The organism is Streptomyces pinistramenti (assembly GCF_020564935.1).
GTDB lineage: Bacteria > Actinomycetota > Actinomycetes > Streptomycetales > Streptomycetaceae > Streptomyces > Streptomyces pinistramenti.
The window spans coordinates 108,100-130,720 of record NZ_JAJCXB010000005.1 but is presented as its reverse complement, the minus strand read 5'-3'; the positions used below and the strand labels follow the sequence as shown (position 1 = coordinate 130,720).

General features: G+C 70.7%; 1 protein-coding gene (cut by a window edge). It reads left to right on the top strand.

The window, feature by feature from the left end; genetic code table 11:
- Positions 1 to 23 precede the first annotated feature (23 nt).
- Positions 24 to 22,621 carry the 5' portion of a protein-glutamine glutaminase family protein gene (locus LIU39_RS05865; protein WP_227045353.1) on the top strand. 20,707 nt of this gene lie beyond the right edge of the window, so the window shows 22,598 of its 43,305 coding nt (coding positions 1-22,598); the start codon lies at positions 24 to 26; its stop codon lies beyond the right edge, outside the window.

The window sequence follows — 22,621 nt, the reverse complement described above, 5'->3', positions numbered from 1 at the left end:
TCCAGCTCACAGGTGATGTCGCTATGTACGATCCCGATCCGACTGTCACCGACAGCATCTACGCCCTCGGCAACGCGTGGATCGACTTCAGCGACCTGCTGTGGGTGGAGATGACGGCCATGGACTCCGCCGTCCATGGCATGCAGTGGAGCGGGGACGGGAACAACGTCGTCCAGAACACCTGGAACCAGGTGCACGATGCCCATCTCCAGAAGGCCGTGGACGACGCGCGGCAAATGGGCAACAACATCAATGCGTTCGGCGATTACATCAAGCAGCTCCAGGCCCAGGAGCTGCATGATGCGCAAATGGAGTCGATCAAGGCTCTGATCGAGACCGTTCTTCCCATGATCGCCGCCATGGCCCTGCCGTTCCTGCTTCCCCTGGAGGCGATCGTCGGGGCCCTCACCGCGGTGCTGGAGATCGTGGGCGTCGCCGTTGAAGGCGCCGTCGAGGCCGCGGTGTTCGCGGGAGCCATCGTCATCGACATGGCGGTGAACGCCGGTGCCCAGCTCGGTGCCGACATGGCCGCGGCGGCGCTCGCCTCGGCCGTCACGGGCACGGATATGCCCGACTTCGGGAGCTCCGAGTGGTGGAAGGGCGAGGCCGTGAACCTCGGCCTGGCCGGCGGCGGCAGCCTCGTCGGGCCGGCCCTGAAGGGAGCCGGCGCGGCGCGCAAGGCCATCGGTGACATGACGAAGGGCGGCGAAGCCGTAACGCCCCCCAAGATCAACCCAGGGGGCCAGCATGCCCCGGTGACTTCGGGGAACGGAGCGACGGGTGGCGCCCCGAACGGCACCGGCTTCAAGCCGCCGACGACGGGGAGCGGCACCGCGCCGATCTCGTTCGAGAAGGGTGGGAGCAAGGGCGTCGGAGACCTGGCCCCGAAGCCCGAGGGCGTGAACGTGAAGCCGTCCAACGAGGCCCCGGTCGGCGGGCAGGGGCTCAACGGCTCGACGACCCGGCCGAAGAACGTCACCTCCGGGGCGGACAGTTCGGTGACCGGCGGCCCCAAGGCCAAGGACCCGGTCGGCCCGGCGAACACCACGAGCACCACGCGGCCCGACCACACGACGACGTCCTCGTCCGGCAAGCCGACGCAGGTCGACTCCCCGAAGACGAACAGCGCGCGGCCCGACACCTCGACATCGGCCGGCGAACCCACCTCCACCCCCAAGGGCACCTCCCCCGGCACCGCGCACCCGGTCACGGGCGACGGGCCGCGCCCCGCCACCACGCACCAGCCAGGACAGCAGGGCAAGCCTGTCGAGAACACCCCGCAGCACGGCTCCTCGACGCACGAGCAGAACGGCGGCCGCGGCCCGAACGAGACCGCCGGTGCGAACTCCCCGCACCAGACCTCCGAGTCCGGGACGAGCCCCACCACGTCCGCGGCCTCGGGTAACGGCGGCAAACTCGCCGCCCACGAGGGGACGCACGGCCCGTCGGGCACCAAGGGCACGCAGGGGGAGCCCGTCCGGGAATCCGGCGCACCCCACTCCGGAACCGCCAAGGACCAGCCGCAGCACGTCCCGAACCGCGGGGAACGGAACGCGGACGAGACCACCGGCGCGCACAACGAGGACGCCGGCCGGCACACCTCTCAGCCCGGAAACGTCGCCACTCCGCCCAAGTTGACGGGCGACGCCGCGACGCTGGCCAAACAGGACGGCGTGCACGTCGGCTCGGTGGCCAAGAGCCCGGAGATCCGCGAGACCCCGACGCCGCATTCCGCCACCGTCGAGAAGGGCGGCCACCCGCAGCAGCCCCTGGACAAGACGGCGCCGAACGAGCCGCGGTCCGGGCAGCAGTCCTCCTCGTCGGCGCACGGGGCGCAGACGGAAGAGCACGCCGGATCCCCGACCGGGAACCACGCGACGGAGAAGTCCCCTTCGAACACGAACGTGACGTCCGGCGAGAAGTCCGCCGCCAACGTCACGTCCGGGGAGAAGTCCGCCGCGAACGTCACGTCCACGGAGAAGTCCGCCGCGCACGCCACGTCCGGCGAGAAGACCTCCCCCACGAACCTCACGTCCACGGAGAAGCCGGCGGCCCACGCGGCGGACAAGTCGCGGCCCGTCCAGTCCACGGAGAAGGCCCCGTCGACCGAGAAGCCGTCGTCCACCGAGCATGCCCCGGCCAAGGAGAAGCCGACGTCGGAGAAGTCGTCTTCGGCTCATCAGTCGGCCGACGAGCCGAACGCCTCCGCGGCGAAGGAAGCACCGGCGAAGTCCGCGCCCACCAAGGCGTCCGCACACGAATCCACCGAGCACACCTCGGCGTCCTCCGGCAGCACGCATGACCCGGCGCACGACGCCTCTTCGCCGGGCGAGCACACCAAGCAGGGCGAGCACGTCAAGGAGCCGCACGGGAGCGGGCATGCGGGCGAGCAGCCCGCGCCCGTGCGGCCCGACGAGCCGAACCCGGCATCCACCACGTCGGCGTCCGACCACTCCGCGCCGAAGTCGGCGGAGCACGGCCCGACGGCCGCGAAGGAGAAGACCTGGGCCGCCGAGCACGACTCGGTGCGCAAGGACTTCGCCGAGAAGCTGGCCGGGGAGCAGAGGCTCGCCGACGCCAGGGAGCAGCTGCGGGACCGGTTCGTGCAGACGTCCAAGACGTCCAAGGCCCTGCGGGGCCTGAACGAGGCCGATCGCCAGAAGGTCTTCGACGGGCTCGTGCACGACGCGGAGACCAAGCACGGCAACGTGTTCAAGCCGGAGTCCGAGGGCCACGCACACAGCCCGGCGGATCTCGCCAAGGCCGAGAAGCAGTGGCAGCGGGAGCTGAAGAACCTCGGCGACTCCGTCCGTGGCCGCGCCCAACTCCACGGCATGAAGCCGAAGGTGGACGCGCGCATCAACCATGCGGTGGAGCGGGCGGAACAGCGCTGGAACTCCGAGGGCCACCAGCCGGACGTCGTCAACGCGGCGTCCAAGGAGTACCGGAACAGCCTTGAGCACGCCTACGAGCATTCCTACGGCCAGCTGAAGGAGAAGGCGCACTGGAAGGTCGACGACCCGGCCGGGCGCTTCTCCCGGATGGCCGACGACCTCAAGAAGGGCCTGCCGGACCGGATCGACCGGCACGCCAGGACCCACGACATCCTCAGCACCACCGACAAGATGGTCGAGCGTCATCTGACCAGCTGGAAGGAGTCCGGCTCCGGCTGGTCAAGCCGTGACCTGTCGGAGATCCGGCAGCGCTACGGCGCCAACTCCCACAACCTGTTCGAGCAGATGGTCAGCGACGAGCTGAAGGCGCTCCCCAAGGCCCGGCTGACCCCCGCCGCCGAACACGCCGCCGTGACCCGGGCAGCAGAGAAGTGGGGGAAGGTCGAGGCCGGTGTGAGCGAGAAGCTCGCGGCCGAGCTGAAGGCGACCGAGGACATCCGGCACTTCCTGGACGAGCTGCCGGACCGCTTCGGCGACGCGAACCCGCACCACCTCGCCGCCGACCTGCGCCAGCACTCCGGCAGCGTCCAGTCGTCCATCCGCGCAACGGCCCACGACCTGCTCGCCGACATCCGGCGCGACCCGCTGGACAGCAGGTCCGTAGGGGTGGACACCACCACCAAGCACGCCCTGGCCGATCTCGACAAGAGCATTTCCGGGCGCCTCAACTTCGAGGCCGAGGCCCATCGGCAGTGGAAGACCAGCCATGATTCCCTGCCGAACCAGAAGGACCTGGGCAAGCAGGGCAGCTGGGTGCGGTCCCGGCTCGACGACCTCTCCATGGACGCGGTGGCCGACGCCCGTAAGCGGCTGAGCGGCACCGACTACGCGCCGCAGCACGTCAACAAGGCGCTGCACAGCCTGGAGCACACCCTCACCGACCTCAAGAAGTCGGCGCCCGACCTGGCGAAGACCGCGGAGCAGTTGCCGCACGCCGCCGCCGAGGCCAAGTCGGTATGGCACGACATGGCCGGCGACCGGCACGGTCTCCCCTCTTCCAAGGTCGACGCGCTGGGTTCGGACTTCCACGACAAGTGGATGTCCGGCTACGACAAGGTCTGGTCGGACGGCCGGCTGGACGGCGCCCGCTGGAAAGACACCGAGCCCTCCCCCGTGCCCGGCCAGGATCCCGCGGTGGACGCCGCGCACACCGCCGGCAAGGAAAAGCTCACCGACCACTACACACACGTGCTGGAACTGGCCGAGACCCGCAACCGGCAGTTGCAGGGTCTGGCCGGGAAGGTCGACGCGGCGGCCAAGGACTGGATGCCGCTGGACGAGCGGGTCCGCCACCTGAACACCGAGGACAAGGCCCGCCTCACCCCGGCGGAGCTGAAGGACGCACGGGCCACGGCCGAGCGCCGTCAACTGCTGGGCACGTCCGTGACCCGGCCCACCAAGGCGGACATCACAGCCGTCCTGGACGAGGTCACGGCCGAATTCCACGCCGAGTTCAAGAAGCTGACCGAGGTCGGCGAAGGCCGTCCGCTCACCGCGGCCGAGCACCAGGAGCTGAGCAAGACCTGGGACGCGTTCCACGAGCAGCTCGTCAACAAGCTGCCCGAGCGCTTCGACCTGCGCCAGTCGCTGGCCGAGCGGGACCTGATGGCCAACCGGCCGCTGGACGAGAACCTGGCCCGGACGTACAAGGACAACCCGCTCGATCCGGAACTCGTGAAGTCGGTCCGGGAGAAGTACCAGGCGGACATCGACGGCGCGAAGGACCTCACACCGGACCAGGCCCACACGGTCGGCACCGAGGCCGAACGGTTCGCCTTCGCCAAGGAGGTGCAGACCCGCGTCGACCACTTCATGGAGCACTACGACGCGGCGTCCGGCAAACGCGGCGGCGATGCCCGCATCGATGACGATCACTTCAACGACGGCGGCAGGAAGGGCTGGGAGCTCTCCGCCCGCGATCAACTGCTGGACTCGTTCGGCGACATGAAGCAGTTGCAGGCCCAGGGCTGGGCGCGCCAGGACGCGGCCGACTTCGCACTGGACAGCACCCTCACCCGCCTCCGTGAGCACCTGCGGGTCGAGCAGGACCTGCTGCCGGGGCTGAAGGAGAAGCTGGACGACGCGGCCTCCCTGCACGCGCTGGACTCCGGGAGCAAGCCGACCGGCGAAGCGCTGGACAACCTCAAGGCCGACGCGCTGGAGAGCCTCAAGAAGGACCTCCGCGCCACGGTGGACGACGCGTTCGCCACCTTCAACGGCGGGATCGAGCCGACCCGGCACGGGCTCGGCGAAGCGGTGTCGTGGAGCAAGCACACCACCGACTCGATGCTGAGCGGACGCGCGCTCAACGACCGGTTGCACTACCACTCCGAGGTCAACCAGCGCCTCACGCAGCTGCGGGACACCGCGGAGAACAACCTGTCCCACGACACGGGAACGATCAACCGGGTCGTCGACGACCTCAGCACGCAGCTGAAGGCCGAAGCCGAATCCCTCCTCGACGGGCTGCGCAACGGGAAGGAACCCCTGCTCGGCAAGGAACTCGACCCCCGTTTCCGGCAGTGGCGGGCGAACTCCGGCAAGCTCATCGACGACCTCCGTACCCATCTCGAACGGGACGCCTACCGCGAGGCCGCCGTCAGGGAGGCCGGCCACACCTTCGAGAAGCGGTTCTTCGACTACGACGGGTTCAGCGCACCCCACGAGGACGGCTACGCGGACGTGGCGTCGTCCTTCCGGGAGGACTGGGTCGCGCTGCACGACCACTTCCACGGCAACAGCAGCGCCGACCTGAAGCAGTGGCTGGAGCACGAGAAGGACAGCACCGACGCCTTCGCGAAGGGCGCACAGCAGCGTGCCGATGAGCGCATTCAGACTGCGCTCAAGAAGGAGCGGACGGCAGCGAAGGAAGCTGCCACGGCGCAGGACGCGGGCGCGCCGCCGGCCGGCAAGGACATGCCCACGGCGGAGCCCACGAAGGTCACAGGACCCACCCACGAGCATCCGGCCCCGGCCCGGACCCACGACTCCGTCCAGGCCCAGACCGTCGCCAAGGACGCCGGCGCCACCCACGAGCAGCCGACGCAGGTCCACGCCGAGCAGTCCCACGCCACCACCCGGACCCAGGCCGTCACCGAGGACACCGCCACCACGCACGACAACCCGGCGACGGACCACACGCAGCAGACCCACGACACCTCCGGCCGGGCGTCGGAGCATGTCACTCAGGACCAGGTCACCGGTGCGTCCGCAGACGTCTCGACGGTGGACACCGCGGGCAAGACCTCCGGACACGAGGCCGGCGCGACGTCCCAGGACACGCCCATCACCTCGTTCTCCCTCCCCTCGGCCACGTCCCACCTGCTGGGCCACTACGACGCCCGCATGGATCTCGCCGTGCAGCGGAACACCGACCTGGCCACGCTCCCGGAGCGGGCGGAGGCGGAGTACCACCGCTGGATGGACGAGTCCGAAGCAGCCCGTACGGCAGCGCCGGAGAGCGAGCGCGGGCCGGAAGCGCACCTGACCGACGCGGACCGCAAGACGATCCTGGACACGCTGCACAAGGATCTCATCCGCGACTTCGACAAGATCGTCGGCGGGGTGCGCAAGGGCTCCTCCACCCACGCGCCTCCGGCGCTGAAGACGTCCTGGAAGCAGCAATTCGATCTGCGTATCGGTGAGTTGAGTGAGCGGTACCAGCAGCGGCTGACCGACGTGCGCCTGACCAGCTCGGCGTCGCAGAGCGTGGACGCCTACGCGCACGAGCAGCTGCCCGAGGAGGCGCCGCAGCGTGCGCAGCTCATCGAACTGGTGAAGAAGGAATACGTCGCCGACGCGCTCAAGGAGGCGCAGCGCGCACGCGCCGTGTCCCAGGACCTGCCGTCCTCGGTCAGCCCCTCCACCTTCAAGGCGTCGTCCGACACCGCGCGCAAGACCCTCCAGGACACGCTGGAGGCCCGTTTCACGCACGCCCGGCAGACCCTGACCCGGGCCGAGCGGGTGCTGAAGACCTTCGACGGGTACGACGCCCAGGGCAAGATCAGCGGCGGCCCTGCGACCATGCAGACCTCCGCGGACATGCTGCGCTCCGTCCAGCACGAGAAGGCGCTCCACCAGCTCGCGGACGCCTACCACAGCCCGAACGGCTTCCGTAAGTACGGTCCCCAGCACTCCGCCACCGCCGAGAAGGCGCTGAACGCGGCAGAGGCGGATCTGCACCGCCACCTCACGGTCGAGTACGAGATCGCGCCGCAGGGCGACCACGTCATCGACACCGCCGCCAAGGACAACGCCGGCGTCACGGACCAGATGGTCCGGGAGGCCAAGGCGAGTCTCCGCCAGGACCTGCACCACGTCGCGAACCGCTGGGGCGCCAAGAACCCGCCGCAGCCGCTGTCTTCGGGCCACTCCTTGGAGGAGGGCCGGTCCCTCGCGGAAGAGCTGCCGTTCCCGCACGTGCAGTCGCAGACGGGGGGGAAGTCCCTGGCGGAGGAGACGGGCACCCTGCTGGCGCCGTCCGCGCTCCAAGCGCGCCTCGAATTCCACCAGGAGCTGCACAGCGCCGTCGACGCCCTGCGGGACAAGGTGCGCGGACACGGCAACGGTCTCAGCGCCGAGGGCGAACAGCGCGTCATCGAGGCGAAGACCCTGGAGCTGGCGGCCGCAGCCGAGCAGCACATCGGCTTCCTCAAGGCCGGTGAGCCGGTGCGGACCGGCAGGAGCGCCGACTCGCGCCTGGTGGAGTGGCACGCGGAAGCGGACCGCATCCAGGACGGGCTCGGCGCGCGGATCGACTCGGAGATCCGCCTGGAGTCGACGGTGCACGACGGCGGTGAGGTCTTCCGCGGCAGGTACGGCGCTGTGCAAGGGCTCGCGGAACACCTCGACGACGCGGATCTGGGTGGCTTCGCGGGCGACGCGGCAGCCTTCCGGCACGACTGGACCACGCTCCACGAGCGGTTCCACGGCGACCCGGACGTCGATACCGAAGCCTGGCTGGCCAAGGAGAAGACGTCCGGTGACGTATTCCGCAAGGGCCTCCGGGAGGGCCGGGCCGTCGGCGCCTACGAGGCCGGGCGGACGGCGCTGGAAGACGCGCTCCGCGACCTGAAGAAGGTCCCGGACGTAGCGGCCCAGGGCCGGGTCACCACCGCCGTGCGGGAGTTCGAGCACGTGCGCTCCGGTCCGCACGGCAAGGACGCGCTCCAGGCCGACCGGCTGCTGGAGGAGGCGCGCGCCGAACTGGCCCGCATCCGTGCCGAGGCGCCGGTGGAGGGCGCTGCCGACTACCGCGCGCAGAACAAGGAACTGGCGGAGCTGCACAAGCAGCGCACGGCCCGCGCAGAGAAGGCGTCCGCTGCGGACCTTGAGAGCGAGTCCGCAGGCGCCGGCCAGGAGTCGCCGCGTTCCGACGCGCAGACCCTGTCCCAGGACGTCCACGGCGGGCAGCAGGAGACCGTCGACTACCGGGCGCAGAACGAGAAACTGGCGCAACTGCACAAGGAGCGTGCGGCACGCGCCGAGGACGCGTCCGCCCGCGGCGACCAGCCCGGCATATCCCGCGCGAGGGCCGCCCGCGAGCCCCGCATCAAGACCATGCAGGACCTCCGGCGCGAGAGCGCGTCGCAGGCGAACGGACCGGCCGGCGGCGGCACGACCAGCAACGCCAACGGGACGATGACCGAGCTGGAAAGCCCGCGCCCCGAAACCCAGCACACCCACGGGACGACGGCGGACGAGACGGCCGCGCACGCCGGTCAGGAGCCGGCGGCGGCCACGCTCACCGGGCCGAAGACCCGCATCCAGGCCGCCAGGGACGAAGTGGTGCGCACCGAGCGCGCGATGGTGCAGGCCAGGTCCGACCGGTACCTGGTGCGGCAGTACGAGCACTGGACGGCGAAGGCCGAGGAGGCGGCCACGGCCACCGACACGGCCCGTGCCGAGCACTACCGGGCGCAGGCCGGGCAGCTCATCGACGGTCTCGACGTGCAGGGCATCGAGACCCGGCTGACCGCGGCCCATGAGGCGCACGAGCAGGCGAAGGCGGAGCTGGCCGCGGCGCAGGTGGCCGAGGCGAGCCGGCGGGCACGGAACGCGGCCGCCGATGCGGCCCGGCGGGCGAAGGCCGCGTGGGCCACGGCCAAGCAGGCGCACCAGGCCGCACAGGCCGAAAAGGCCAAGGCGGTGGCGGCGGACGAGGACTCCGAGAGCCACTTCACGGCGGCTCTCGACGCCTCCGAGCAGCACAAGCACGCCCGGCTGACCGTCCGGGAGCGCCGGGAGCAGCACGACGCTCTCGTCCGCACGGAGCGGAACGAGCGTGCCCGGCAGGACATCCGGGCACGGCAGACCGCGGTCGAGCACCCGGCCACGGAGTCCGCGCCCGCGCACCCCGTTCCGACGGGATACGTGTATCTGGGCTCCGGATCCGAGGCGGTACGCCGGGCCGATGCCACGCTCCAGCTCCTGGGCGCGGGCGCGCAGGCGCGGATCGTCCCCTGGAACAGCGAAGGCCAGGTGGAGTCCCCGGCCTGGTTCGCCCAGCACCTGGGCGACCGCACGACGGTGTGGACCGGGGCCGATGACGTCCAGGTCGACTTCCCGTCCGTGCAGGCGCTCGTCCAGCCGGCCGCGGTATCCGGCCCGGTGCTGATCCAGTTCCTGGACACGCAGGGGAACGTCCTGGCGCCCGAGCACCTGCCGGCGTCCGTGGACTCCCCCGGGACGGCCTTCGCGCCGCACGACGAGCGGGCCGCCCAGGAGGAACTGGCCCGTATCCAGCAGTCCGTTCGCGACGCCGAGACGGCGCTCAAGGCGGCGCAGCGGGCCGAGCGGAAGGCAGCCGACGCGGCGGATCGCGCCTGGGAGGCCGCGTCGGCGGCGGATGCGCGGCTGACCGCGGCGGAGCAGAAGCTGGACGCGGCCGATGAGCTGGCCACCGGCACGAAGTCGGCGGCTCTGCAGGCCGTGAGGGCGGCGCGGCAGGCCCGTGCGCGGGCGCTGGCGCCGGCCTCCGGACAGACCACGGCATCCGGCTCCACCGGCACGCTCACCGCCCTGTACGAAGCCGCGGCCGACCGCCTCGCGGAGGCGCTCAAGGCCACCGACGAGTTCGATCGGGCCCAATTCGCCGTCCTGGAAAGCGGGGACCAGCACGGCCCCCTCGTCCAGGCCCTGTCGGAGGCGGCAGCGCGGAAGAACCTGACCGAGCAGGCCGCGCGCGACGCCTTCGAGCAACTCGTCGCGGCGCAGCAGGACATGACCGCGGCGGAGCAGGTCACGGCGGAGTCGCAGGAGTGGATCACGGTCTCCGAACCGGCCGTCCAGTCCGGCCAGGTGCCGCAGGACTGGAATGTCGACGAGCTGATGGAGGTCGACGACCAGTTCTGGCAGCAGGTGGTCGAGGACACACAGCAGGGCGGTTCGCTGAGCCACTCGGAAGCAGCGCAGTGGCTCGCCGGGCTCATGCTGGACGTCCGGGGGGTGGACGTCGAGCAGCTGATGTACCTGCTGGCCGGCCATGTCCCGCCGACGGGGCGGCAGGCGATCGACGAGTTCGACCGCGCGTTCTTCGGCCATGCATCAACAACTCTCCCTGTGGCGCTCAACACGGCAGTGGGGCTGATGCTGCTGGACAGCACGCACGCCGTGCAGGTCCTGGAGCACGTCTACGCCTCCGTACCGGGCGGCTGGGACCTCGATCTGCGCGATCTCGCGTCCGACGTGCCCGCGTCGGCCCAGCCGCAGGTGCAGGCGTTCGTCACCCGGCTCTCCTTCCACCTGGGCGATGGCAACCTCGCCGCCGCCATGCAGCTGCTGAACGGGCTCGACCGCGATCTGCGCAAGGTGTGGGCGGTCCAGGACACGTTCACGGAGCTGTACGCCATGGACCTCAGGGACTCGCTGCTGGGGCTCCCCCACGGGCCGCAGCAGGCGGAGTTGATCGGGCACATCCTCGGCGACCCCACCACCGTTCCGACGGCGTCCGTCGAGCAGGTCCACGAGTGGTATGCGCGGCTTGAGCAGCTGCAGTACCACCACCCGGACTTCGGCCAACTGCCCATGCCCAGCGGGCATCCCGAGGAGGGCTGCAACCTGCGGGCCCACCTGTCGGCGATGAAGCTTCAGCAATGGGGGGCGCCGGTCAAGAAGATCGTCGTCTCCCGCACCGAGCCGAAGCTGTCCGTGCTGTCCCCCAACGCGGCCGGTGCCACCCGCAGTGCGCCCCGCCTCGTCCAGTGGCACTACCACATCGCCGTGAGCGTCCCCACGACGATGGCGGACGGCACGGTCCGGTTCATGGTTCTGGACACTGCCCTGGGGCTCGGGCCGGTGACCGACACCGAGTGGCTGGCCACCGTCGGCGTCCAGCAGTCCGAGGCCGATCAGTACGTGGGCTCGCCGTCCGAGGTGTCCGCACAACTCACAGCGAACACGGTCAAGGACCCGGACAACTGGACCACGATCAACACCGGGCTCTTCCCCAAGAACCGCCCGGTCATGGTGATGACCGACGCGTTCTCACCGGGATTCCCCAATCCCGGTGAGAAGCAGTTGGGCTCACTGCGCGAGGTGGACGACCTGTATCGTCACGTCCTGGACATGCTCACCGAGTACACCATGGAGCAGTTGGCCCGGGAAACGCTCAACGAGGTGCACGACGAGCTGGCGGTCCGGCAGCACAGGGACGACGACGAGACCCGGCAGTGGGCGTCGGACACCTATGACCGGATGCAGTTGAACGGGCTGCTGAACGATGACCCGCTCTTGGAGCTCGGCCTGCGCGCCCTGCTGCCGGACACCCACCCGGCCCTGCACGGCTCGAACGAGTCGGACATCGACCGCCTCATGCGGGAGGCTCTGGAGGGAGCGGTCGGCGGCGAGGCGCTGACCACCGACGACCTCCTGTCCGGCATGACCTGGCAGCCGCAGCCGCAGGGCGCTCAGCAGTCCCGGCCGGCCACGTCCGGTGGCGCACGCCAGCGGATCGGCGCGTGGCTTCGCAACACCGGTGCGGCGCAGCGTGAGGAGCTGCTGAGCAACCGGTACGGGATCAAGATCGGCCCGGCGAACGGCGAGGCGCACTTCAGCCACTCCATGCTGGACAAGATCACCAAGGTGTTCGACGGCCTTCCCTCGAAGGACGTGGCCGACAACGTCTATCTCCAGTCCATCACGGCCGATAGCTCCCAGGGGCCCGTCAGCTCCTACATCATCGACGACCGGCACATCCGCATCTCGCACCCGCTGCACATGCCCTCCTGGATGTACACCAGGCTCGACCGCGGGAGCGCGGCACAGCGGTGGCTGATGGACATGGTGGCGATGTCGGACTACCAGGGTCTCCGCATCGCTCGTGCCCTCGGGATCCAGGGCCCGCGGCGTCATGTCATGGCAGGGGTCTCCGACGTCCTGGCGCACGGCAACCTCGTCGAGTGGACGCTGCGCCACGAGGTGGGCCACTCGGTGGACATGCGGATGGGGTGGGTTCTCAAGCACAGTGGCGAGGACCGATTCGGCGGTTGGAGCACGTACTACGTCAATCTGCGACCGGTCGCCAAGGCGTTCCTCGCCGGTGTGGGCATCGACGACGAGGCGCTGAGCAACCAGGTGGCGGAGCGCATCGAGGCGCAGGCCATTCGGAAGGACCCCGGCGCTCTGGACCGGCTCCCCAAGGAGCTGGCCGGCAGCGACACGGACCGGCTCGACCGTCTGACGCGCATGGTCGGCAAGATGCGGATGGCCGCCGCGCAGCCGTGGACGCTGGATGACGGCGGTGCGGCGCAGCTGACGCACGACGGCCGCATCTACCAAATCAGCCACGGCGGCCACTGGGTCAGCTACCTGGCCGATGCCCGCGAACACGCCGTCTCCAACTACCAGTTCGCCACCCCCGACGAGTGGTTCGCCGAGACCTACGCGGCCTACCACGACCCCCGGACGATCAACCCGCCGCGGGGCCGGCTCGACCCGCGGGTGGTGCAGTGGTTCGTCGAAGACCTCTACGCCGATCCCGAGCCGGTGACCGTCGCACCGGAGAGCACCGCCTACGAGGACGTGGTGCTGGAGACGTCGGACGGCACCACCGTGCGTGCCGGCGACATCGACCACCTGCGGATCGTGGCGCCCGGCACCAAGGCCCCGGCCGGCCGGTCCTTCCACAGCTGGGACGATGTCAAGGTCCGGCTGCGGACGCACACCGATCTGGACCTGACGCAGCAGTACTTCGCGCACTACGACCAGGCCGGATCGCCGGGCAAGGTGCACCTGAACGCGCGCCGGCCCGTGCCGTGGGACCGTACGAACCCGATGTACCTGGCGCTGCTGCACGGCACCCGCGGCTGGCTGACGGTGCCGGTGAACGGCAAACCCACCCACGTGAACGGCAGCACCTTCGGCAAGGCGCTCGGGCGGCGCCCCAGCATCACCGAGCTGCGGGAGAAGGCGGGCAGCACCGCCCAGATCATCCTGGCCGCCTGCGAGGCGGGCGCCGTCGACGAGCACGGCCGGTCCGTCGCGCAGCAGATCGCGGACGAGACCGGGCTCACCGTGTGGGCGCCCACCACCCAGATCGCCGCCACCCCGGAGCTCTCCGGCATCAGCTTCCTCCTCTACCGCGATGCCGACGGCAAGACGGGTGAGTGGCGGAAGTTCACCCCGTCGTCCACGAGCGTCCACGGCAGCGGTGAGCAGCAGGCCGGTCCCGTCCTGTCGGGCCCGCCCCGGATCACCGTGCCGCTGCCCGTCGCCCGGTCCGGCGCGGTCACGGTCGGCACGCCGCAGTCGCAGTCGGAGACGTCCCAGGTAGAGGTCCAGTCGGACACGTCCGATGGACAGGTCGAGCCGGACACTCAGGAAGAGCTCCAGCTTCCGGACGAGGTCCAGGAGCTGAGCCACGTCCAGGAGTTGAGCCACGACCTGACGACCGCCGAGGCGTCCCAGGAGCCCGCCCACGGTTCACCGGAGTGGCAACAGCTCCGTACCGCGCACGCCTTCGAGTGGCACGGCAACGACGTCGACGCCGCGGTGCAGTTCATCACGGTGCGGCTCCGTCAGGCCGGCTCCGGTGCCGCCTCCCTGGTGGTCTTCCCCCGCTCGGACGGCCGCGCCGCCGACCAGCTGCAGGCCAAGAACATTGACGGCCGTGTGGTGTGGGCCGACGCCGCGCACCCGGAGGAGCAGTACCGGTCCCCCGCCAAGCTGCTGCGTCCCGGGCGGCGCGACGTCACCTCCATCGACATGGACGCCGAAGGCAGGCTGCTGGCGCCTTCGGACGAGTTGCTGGCGCTGGGTGAGGGCGCAGATCTCTTCCCCCATCTGCTGCCGCACTTCCCCGTCGTCCTCAGCGACGGCTCGGACCCCGTGGAGGACATGCGGTGGCTGTTCCCCGAGGCCGTGCCGCCGATCGGCTTCGGCGGTGTCTCGAAGCAGCATCCGCTGGGCACGTTCGGCACCGTGCTCGAATTCCACGGTGTCCGCTTCGACGGGATCAGTCTGCCCGGCGCCCCGCAGACCCGTACCTTCACGGACCTGGTCACCGAGCTGCTGCCCGATGACATCGCCGACGGCGGTGACCTGGAAGCGGCCTTCCGTGCCGAGCTGCGGGCCACCATCGCCCGCAAGACGCCCCGTGACTTCGCGCAGCAACTGGTCGACGAGGGCGTCCAGTTGACGCTTCCGGGACGCTGGGGCGGCGCCAAGCGCACCGTCACGCTCAACCTGACCGGCATCAACCGGCACCGTGCCACCCTCGTCGACGCGCCCTACCGGCCGTACGGGACGAAGAGCCTCGGCCTGCAGGAGCCGGGTTCCGACCGCTCGACGGGCACGTCCGAGAGCGTCAGCAACAGCCGCAGCCTGAGCGGGGGCGAGAAGCTCACCGCCATCGCGGCCGGGCCCGTCGCCGTCACGCCCAAGGTCGGCGTCAGCCTGTCGTCCTCGCGGAGCTACGGCCAGAGCCGGAGCACCAACGCGTACAGCAACCCCTCGCTGGGGCTCGACGGTGAGCTGAGGCAGTTCTCGTTCTCCGGGACGACTCTGACCGTCACCACGTCGGGCCCCGGCTCGCAGTCCGTGCACAGCTTGGTGACCGGGGACCTGACGGTGGCGTTCCCCGCCCAGCTGACCGAACTCGCCGCGAACGGCACCACCGCGCCCTTCCACGCAGAGCTGCCCGATGCGGCGACCGGCGCCGCGCTCGAACGGCTCACCAGGGAAGCACGGCGGTTCTTCTTCATCCCCCAGCAGATCGGCGGGCTCCGCCTGATCCGGGACCACCTGACGGGCGACTACCTCAGCGCCAGGCCCGGCACTGCGCTGCACGACTACCTGCACAGCCGCATCGGCGAGCTGAGCATGATGGCGGACCTCGCCAGGACGCTGGAGGGCGGCATGACGCTGCCTCCGGTGCCGGTGAACGACAAGGAGTTCCTGACCCTCTCGCTGAAGGCACAGGTGCGCGGCGTCGTGCGGATCGCCGACGCCACCGCCATCCCCACCGTGCTCAACAGCCGCTGGCTGGAGCTGCAGGGCGCCTCCACCAGCACGGGCGGCGGCTTCGGCCTCACTCTGGGGGCGGCGTTCGGGCCGGGCGCCGGCCTGCTGCCGAGCACGGTCGCGCCCTCCGCGTCGCTCAAGCTCGACCTGGGCACGTCGACCGCCTTCAGCAGCGCGGGCGACACCGGCGGCGGACGCTGGCACACCGCGCGCTACAACGGCGACAGCGTGCCGTACCTGATGACGATCCGTCTGGAGGTGGGCTCCCGGCCGCTCGGGCACACCACGGGCCGCGAGCACGTCGAGGACATCTCGGTCGTCGTGCGGGTACCCGCCGAACTGGCCGACGCCTTCCAGCACACGATGGCCACGGTCGTCGCCCAGGAGACCGGCGCGCTTCCCCGTACCGTCGGGCCGCTGCCGATCACCTTCCCGCGGCAGCCGGGCGAGCCGGTGACCGCTCCCCCGGCCGAACTGACGCAGCCGACCGGCAGTTCAGGGCTGTTCGGGCCCGCCGGGCTCTCCGGCGCGTCGAAGGTCCGCGACAGCCTGCGCGAACAGTTCCTGAACGCCGGCCGGACGACCCGCACACCGGAGTGGACACGGGGCGAACTGGCCTCGCTGGACACGTTCCTGGACAGCCACTTCAACACCGTCTCGCTGGAGACCCGGTTCACCCAGCTGTTCTCCACCGAGGGCCTCACCCGGACCTTCCCGCGGCTGCTGGCCTCCGGAGAGACGGAACTGGTCACCTTCCAGGTGCGCGCGGAGCGCGCCTCCACCGGGGCAGTGGGCTCGCCGATCACCCCGGTGTCCTCGGTGTACCTGCCCGAGGGCGGGTTCGACCTGTGGCCGAGCGCCATGCGGGACTTCACCAACACCGAGTCGCACGGCTCGTCGGTGGCGCTGACCGTCGGCCTGGCATCGGGGTTCGGGCAGGTCTTCACCCCTGAGAGCGACGTGAAGCTGTTCTCGCACAGCCACGCCGCCAAGAACGGCCTGACCTCCTACGCCTACGTACTCTCCGGCCTCAACTACGCGGGTCCGGTGCGCCAGTTCACCTACCGGACGGTCTTCAGCCCGTCCGTCACGGTGCAGCGGATACCGGCACCCGACTCGTCCCGGACGCTGAACCGGGCCGCCCGCCTCCTGACCCGCGGCACGGACCAACAGCAGTTCACCCCGCGCAAGTTCAGCCCGGCCCTCCCCATCGAGGGCGAGGCGCGGTGGCTGGCCCCGGCCGTGTCCGGCACCGTGTCAGGTCCCTCCCGTGCGCTCAGCGGACCGGTCGCACTCACCCAGCACGACCGGGTGCTCGGCGTGACCGGCTCGGACACCGTCCATGAACAGGCCATCGCGCTGCTGACCGAGCTGGGTGTCCCGGAGGACCTGGCACGGCACCACCTGGAAACCGCCGTCACGCACGACCAGTTGGTGGCCGCGCTGCACATCGGCGCCGGCTCACTCGCCGGACAGGTGGTCCTGGACGGCCTGCTCACCGACCGCAAGGTCCGGCTTTCCGTCCAGGCGGAGATCGTCGACGCGGAGGAAGAGCCGGGAACCGCCGACCTGAGCTCGTTCGACCTCACCGAGTACTCGGCGGGCTTCTCCGGTGTCAACAGCGCCACCACCAACCACGGCAACCACAGCCACTCCGGCACCTTCAGCGGCGGCACCGGGGAACTGACGGGCGGCGGCGGCTACGCACGCTCCTACTCCCCCGGCAAGAGCCGCAGCGTCTCGGAGATCACCAACGTCAACACGGGCCGCTACATCTCCCGCGACAAGGTCCCGCACCGCAAGCGGGTGGGGCGGGTCGTGCTGCGGATGACCGCACGCGCCGAGAACATCAACCAGTTCGGCTCCTGGTCTCCCGACAAGCGCACCGTCCTGGTCGAAGCCTCACAGGGCGTCACCGTCACCTACCTCCACCCGCAGTGGCCCACGCCCGACGCCGCCCTCGTCGCCAAGGTGCCCGCCACACTGCCGGTCGTGCAGATTCCCCTCTCCTCGGTCAGCGAACGCTTCCTGCCCGCTCCGCAGGAGACGGAGACCGTGGCACGGCCGCAGCGCACCGTACGTTTCCAGGACGAGGACCCGACCCAGCTCAGCCACAGGGTCATGACCGAGCTCGGAAGGAAGCTCGGCCTGCGCGGAAAGGGGGCCCGCGACGCACTGTGGACGGTGCACACGCCCGGCGCGACCCTGCCCGGAACCCTCGACACGGTCCTGACCACGCGCTCCCTGCACGCGATGGGCGAGAGCCTGCGCGGCCCCGGCATGGTGCTGCACACCGTGGTGCCGGGCCCCGGTCACCGCAAGCGCATCCAGATGGTCATCCGCTTCCACCGCGGCCAGGAGGCGACGTTCACCGGGCTGCTCACACCGGGCACCGTCAGCCGCTACACCCAGTCCAACACCCGCCAGGAATTGGCCACCAGCCGCACCCGGGCGAAGGGCAACAGCTTCACCGCCCTGTTCTCGGGCGGCTCGGCCTCCTACGGCCGCACGTCGAGCAACTCGCAGAGCCTCACCGAGGCGCAGCTGACCCGCCGTCACGACGGGCACACCGTCACCGACTCGCTCGCCTCCTTCCTGCTGGACGGGGAGCTGGAGATCACCATCCAGCAGACCGTGCAGGTCTCCCGTAGCGCATCGACGCTCAGCATCGACCTGGCGCGACAGGCCGCCCAGGTCATGCAGACCGTCACGGGCGGCAAGCACACGGTGCGGATCCCGATGCGCGAGGAAATCGCCGTCCCGCTCGGTGAGCTTCAGGGCACACTGCCCCGGCCGGTGGCACAGCCGGTCGTGCGTCCGCTGAGTCCGCTGCGCTCCCGCAACGAGGTGGCGGCGGCCCGGCAGTACGGGATCGCCTCCGAGCACCTGGCCCGCAAGGCCGTGAGCGTGATGCTCAATCCGACGGCGGCGCGCGGGCTGCTCGACCAGGTGGTCAAGAAGATGTGGGAGGGCGACGAGGAGCTCCGTGACCTCGTCCGGCGTGGCCAGTTCTCGCTGGACGGCCTGTACCGCTTCCTCGACCCGAACGTCCTCGCACGCCATGTGCTGCTGCACGGCCTGGACAGCGTGCCCACCGCCGTGGGCCCCGCTCTGCGGGCCGTCGGCGGGCCGCTGACCGACACCACCGGCGTCCTCAAGATCGCCATCCTCCCGGCCGAGCAGGCCAGGTCGCTGGGCTGGCGGCCAGGAACGGCCGAGCGCAGCGACTACGGCTCGCAGAACAACGGCCTGACGACCGGCCAGAGCCTCACCCAGGACACGTCGCTCGGCTGGGGCCAGGCAAACGCGCAGGGCACCGCCAACGGCGGCGTCGCCTTCAGCCGGACCGCGGGCCAGTCCGTCTCCAGCTCCGGCTGGGCCATGAATCACGTCGAAGGCTCGGCGCAGGACACCCTCTGGCAGACCCACGACTTCGCGGACTCCTATGTCCTGGTGCAGGTCGATGCCGCCAACGAGCGCGGCCGGCTCGGCTGGACCGGCAAGTCGCTGACCGTCGTCTTCAAGGTCACCGACCTGCTGGCGATGCGGTTCTCGCCGGAAGCGGCCCTGCTGGGGCTCGGTGGCCTCGCGGAGTCGGCGATCCGTACGCCTTCCGGCTGGTTCGTGCCGCCGCACACGGCGGCCGGCTGGCACGACCCGGTGCTGCGGGACCTGGCGCACGCCCAGCAGCTCCCCGCCGTGGACGACACCCTCGTCTGGCAGGCCAAGGCCGGCGAGGGCGACACCGTCCTCGCGCACGGCAAGAGCCTGACGCACGCGGAGTTCGAAGAGCGCTACATCCGCCCCAACCTTGACCAGGACTCCGCCGGGCACGTCCTCACCTGGGAAAAGCCGGGCCCGGACGGCACCGTGCACGTCACGGCGCAGGCACCGGCGCCGGTGGACGAGGCGGAGGGGTCGGCGTCCCGGACGGACGACACCTCGCACGGGGCGGACGAGATCACGCCCGTCGCCCCGCAGTCCACGGCACCGAAGGCACAGAAGGACCAGAAGGGGAAGGAGCAGGAGGAGAGGCAGGAGCAGGGCGCGCAGGAGTCGTCCGTCGGCAACGAGCAGGCCGGGACGGTCTCCGCCACGGTCACCACGGCCACCGCGTCCGACGCCCGAGAGCTGCACCTGACCGACGTTTCCGGGACCGTCGAGAAGGCACCGGCGTCCGACGTGACGACGCCGACGGCCCACTCGCAGTCCCCGTCCCAGTCCCCGTCGCTGACCGACGCCGACGCCGACGAGGTCCTGGAATCCCTCGCGGGCCTGTTCACCGAATCCGCGCCCGCACCCCGCCGGCAGCCGCCGACCGGCTTCGCCGAGACGCCGAAGAGCTTCCCGCTGGGCACCTTCGGCAGCGTGGTCTCCTTCGACGGAGTCCACTTCGACGGCACCGAACTGCCCCGTGCCCAGGAGGAGGACGGCGGCAGCGAGCAGGCCGGCTCCGGGCCCCGCCGTATCGCCGACCTCATCGCGGGCCTGCTGCCGCCGGATGCTCCCGACTGGCTGCCGGGCGCCGTACGCAACGCGGTCGGCCGGCTGCTGTCCGGGCTGAGCCCCCGCGACTTCGCCCGGCGGCTGCTGGACGGCGGCCTGACCCTGCGCGAATCACAGGCGTCGCAGCCGTACACCGTCCGGATCACGCTCACCGGCATCCACCGCGACCGAGCCGTGCAGCTCGACGAGCAGTACCGGCCGCACGGGGAGAAGAACATCGGCCTCCAGGAGGCCGGCTCCAACCGGGGCGCCTCCCTGTCCACCGGTGTCGCCAACAGCGGCACTCTCACCGGCGGCGAGACCGGCTCGGTCGCCCTCGCGGGCGGCGGCCTGGCCCTGGGCCCCAAGGCCGCCTTCAGCACCAAGTCGACGCACTCCGAAAGCCACAGCCAGTCCCGCCTCGTCTACACCAAGCCGTCGCTGGACCTCGGCGGGGAGCTGACGCACTTCTCCTTCCCGGGTGCCGAGCTGACCGTCAGCACCACACCGCCCGGCGGCGGCACCTTCGCGCGCGCCGTGGTCGGCAACCTGGTGACGGCCTTCCCGTCCGAACTGGTCGAGCTGGCCGCCGGAAAGCCCAAGAACCCGTGGCAGCAGGGCCTTTCCGGCACGGCGACGATCGAGGCCCTGGACCGGTTCACCCAGCAGGTCCTGCGCTTCCCCTTCGTGGCCCAGCAGGTCGGCAACCTCGGCGCGCTCCGCGACCGGCTGTTCGCCGCGCACCTGGAGGCGCAGGCCGCATCGGAGCTGCACGAGTACCTGCACAACCGCATCGGCGAGTTGAACGTGATGACGGACCTCGCGTGGGTGCTGGGGGGTGAGACGACCCTGCCGCGGTTCCACCTGGCCGGCGGCGACGTCCTCCTCACCTCGCTCCGGGGACGCGTCCGCGCCGCCGAGCAGATCGCCGACGCCTCCGACATCCCCACCGTGCACAACAACCGCAGGCTGGGCATCCACGGCAACAGCACCGTTGTCGGCACCGGACGTTCGGTCAGCGGCGGGATGTCCGTGGCACCGGGGTCGGGTGTGCTGCCGCTGTTCTCCGCGAAGTCCTCGCCGCTCACGCTGTCCGCGAGCACCGCGTCCGGCTCCGGCGCCGGGTCCGACCTGGCCGGCGGGCAGTGGCAGACGGTGCGGCACAACGGCCCGAGTGTGCCGTTCCTGCTGACCGTCCGGCTCGACGCGAGTTCCCGCCTGCTCGGCCACCCCGGCCGGGCGTACTCCGAGGACGTCGCCGTCGTCGTGCGGGTGCCTGCCGACCAGGCCGACGACTTCCGCAAGGCGCTCGACGAGGCGATCCTGCGGGAGAACTCCGAGCAGAGCGGTGGGTCCACCGACCTGTACGCGCCGCTCACTGCGTCGCCGCAGGAGCAGGAGACCGCCGCCGTTCCCGCTCCGCCGCAGGAGCTGTCCAAGGCGACAGGACCCACCGGGCTGACCGAACCGGCCGCGCTCTCCGTCGAGTCGGACATCCGGAGCGAGCTGCGGCTGGCGCTGCGGGAGGCCGAGAAGAAGACCGGGATCTCCTCCTGGAGCGACGTCGAACTCGCCGACCTCACGGGCTTCCTGGAAGCCCACTTCCACCCGGCGTCGCTGAGCCACCAGATGGCGGAGCTGTTCTCGCCGGACGGCATCACGCGCCGGACGACCCGCCGGCTCCCGGACAACGTCCAGGAAGTGATCAGCTTCACCGTGCAGGGCGAGCGCATGCCCGTGACCGAGAACGGGACGATCGTCCCGACGTCCGGCCGGCGGATGCGCAACGTCGGCTTCGACCGCTGGCCCGCCGCCATGCGGGACACCGCCAACTCCGAGACGTACAGCGCCACTCTCGGGCTCAGCAGCAGCCTCTCCATGGGCATCGGCACCGTGGCGAGCCCGGGGTACGCGGCCGGCTTCTCGATGTCGCGCACCGATGGCAGGCAGCACGCGAACTCGTACTACACGTATCAGCTCCATGGGTACGCGTGGCCCGCGTCCGAGGAGAACGAGAGCGCTCTCTACACCTACCGGGTGCGCCTGCGGCTGTCGGTCACCGTCGTCCGGCTCACGCCGCACAGCCCCGTCGACAAGGCCGAGAAGCTGCTGCTCGACACCTGGGGCAAGGTGCACGGCGACGACGCCCCGCCGAAGCTCAGCGAGCACACCGCCCACCGGGGTGCGCTGAACGGCGAGGGCAAGTGGCTGGCGCCGGTCTGGCCGGAAGAGGAGACGACTCTTCCGCAGACCGCACCGGAACAGGCGGCGGCCGGTTCCGAGCAGACCCAGGAAGATTCCCCACAGCCGCTGGAAGACGCTCCGTACACGCTGACCCAACGCGACCGGGTGGTCGACGTGACCGGCGTGGAAGACGTACGCCGCAGCGTGACCGAGGTGCTGAAGCAGCTCGGCGCGCCCGAGGAGATCGCCGCTCTGCACGCCCAGGACCTGGTCACGTCCGACCAGCTCATCGGGGCGCTGCACAGCGCGTCCCATTCGGCGGCCGGCCGGTTCGTGCTCGACGGTCTGTTCACCGACCGGGATATCCGCCTTGTCCTCCAGGCCGAGATCAGCAACGTCCGGCGCACCCGTCCTGGCACTCTCGCCCTCACCACGATGGACCTCGACGAGCACTCCTCCGGGTTCACCGGCGGCGACTCCGTCACCACCAGCAACTTCTTCCGCAACCACAGCAACACCGTGAGCCTCAGCGGTGGTTC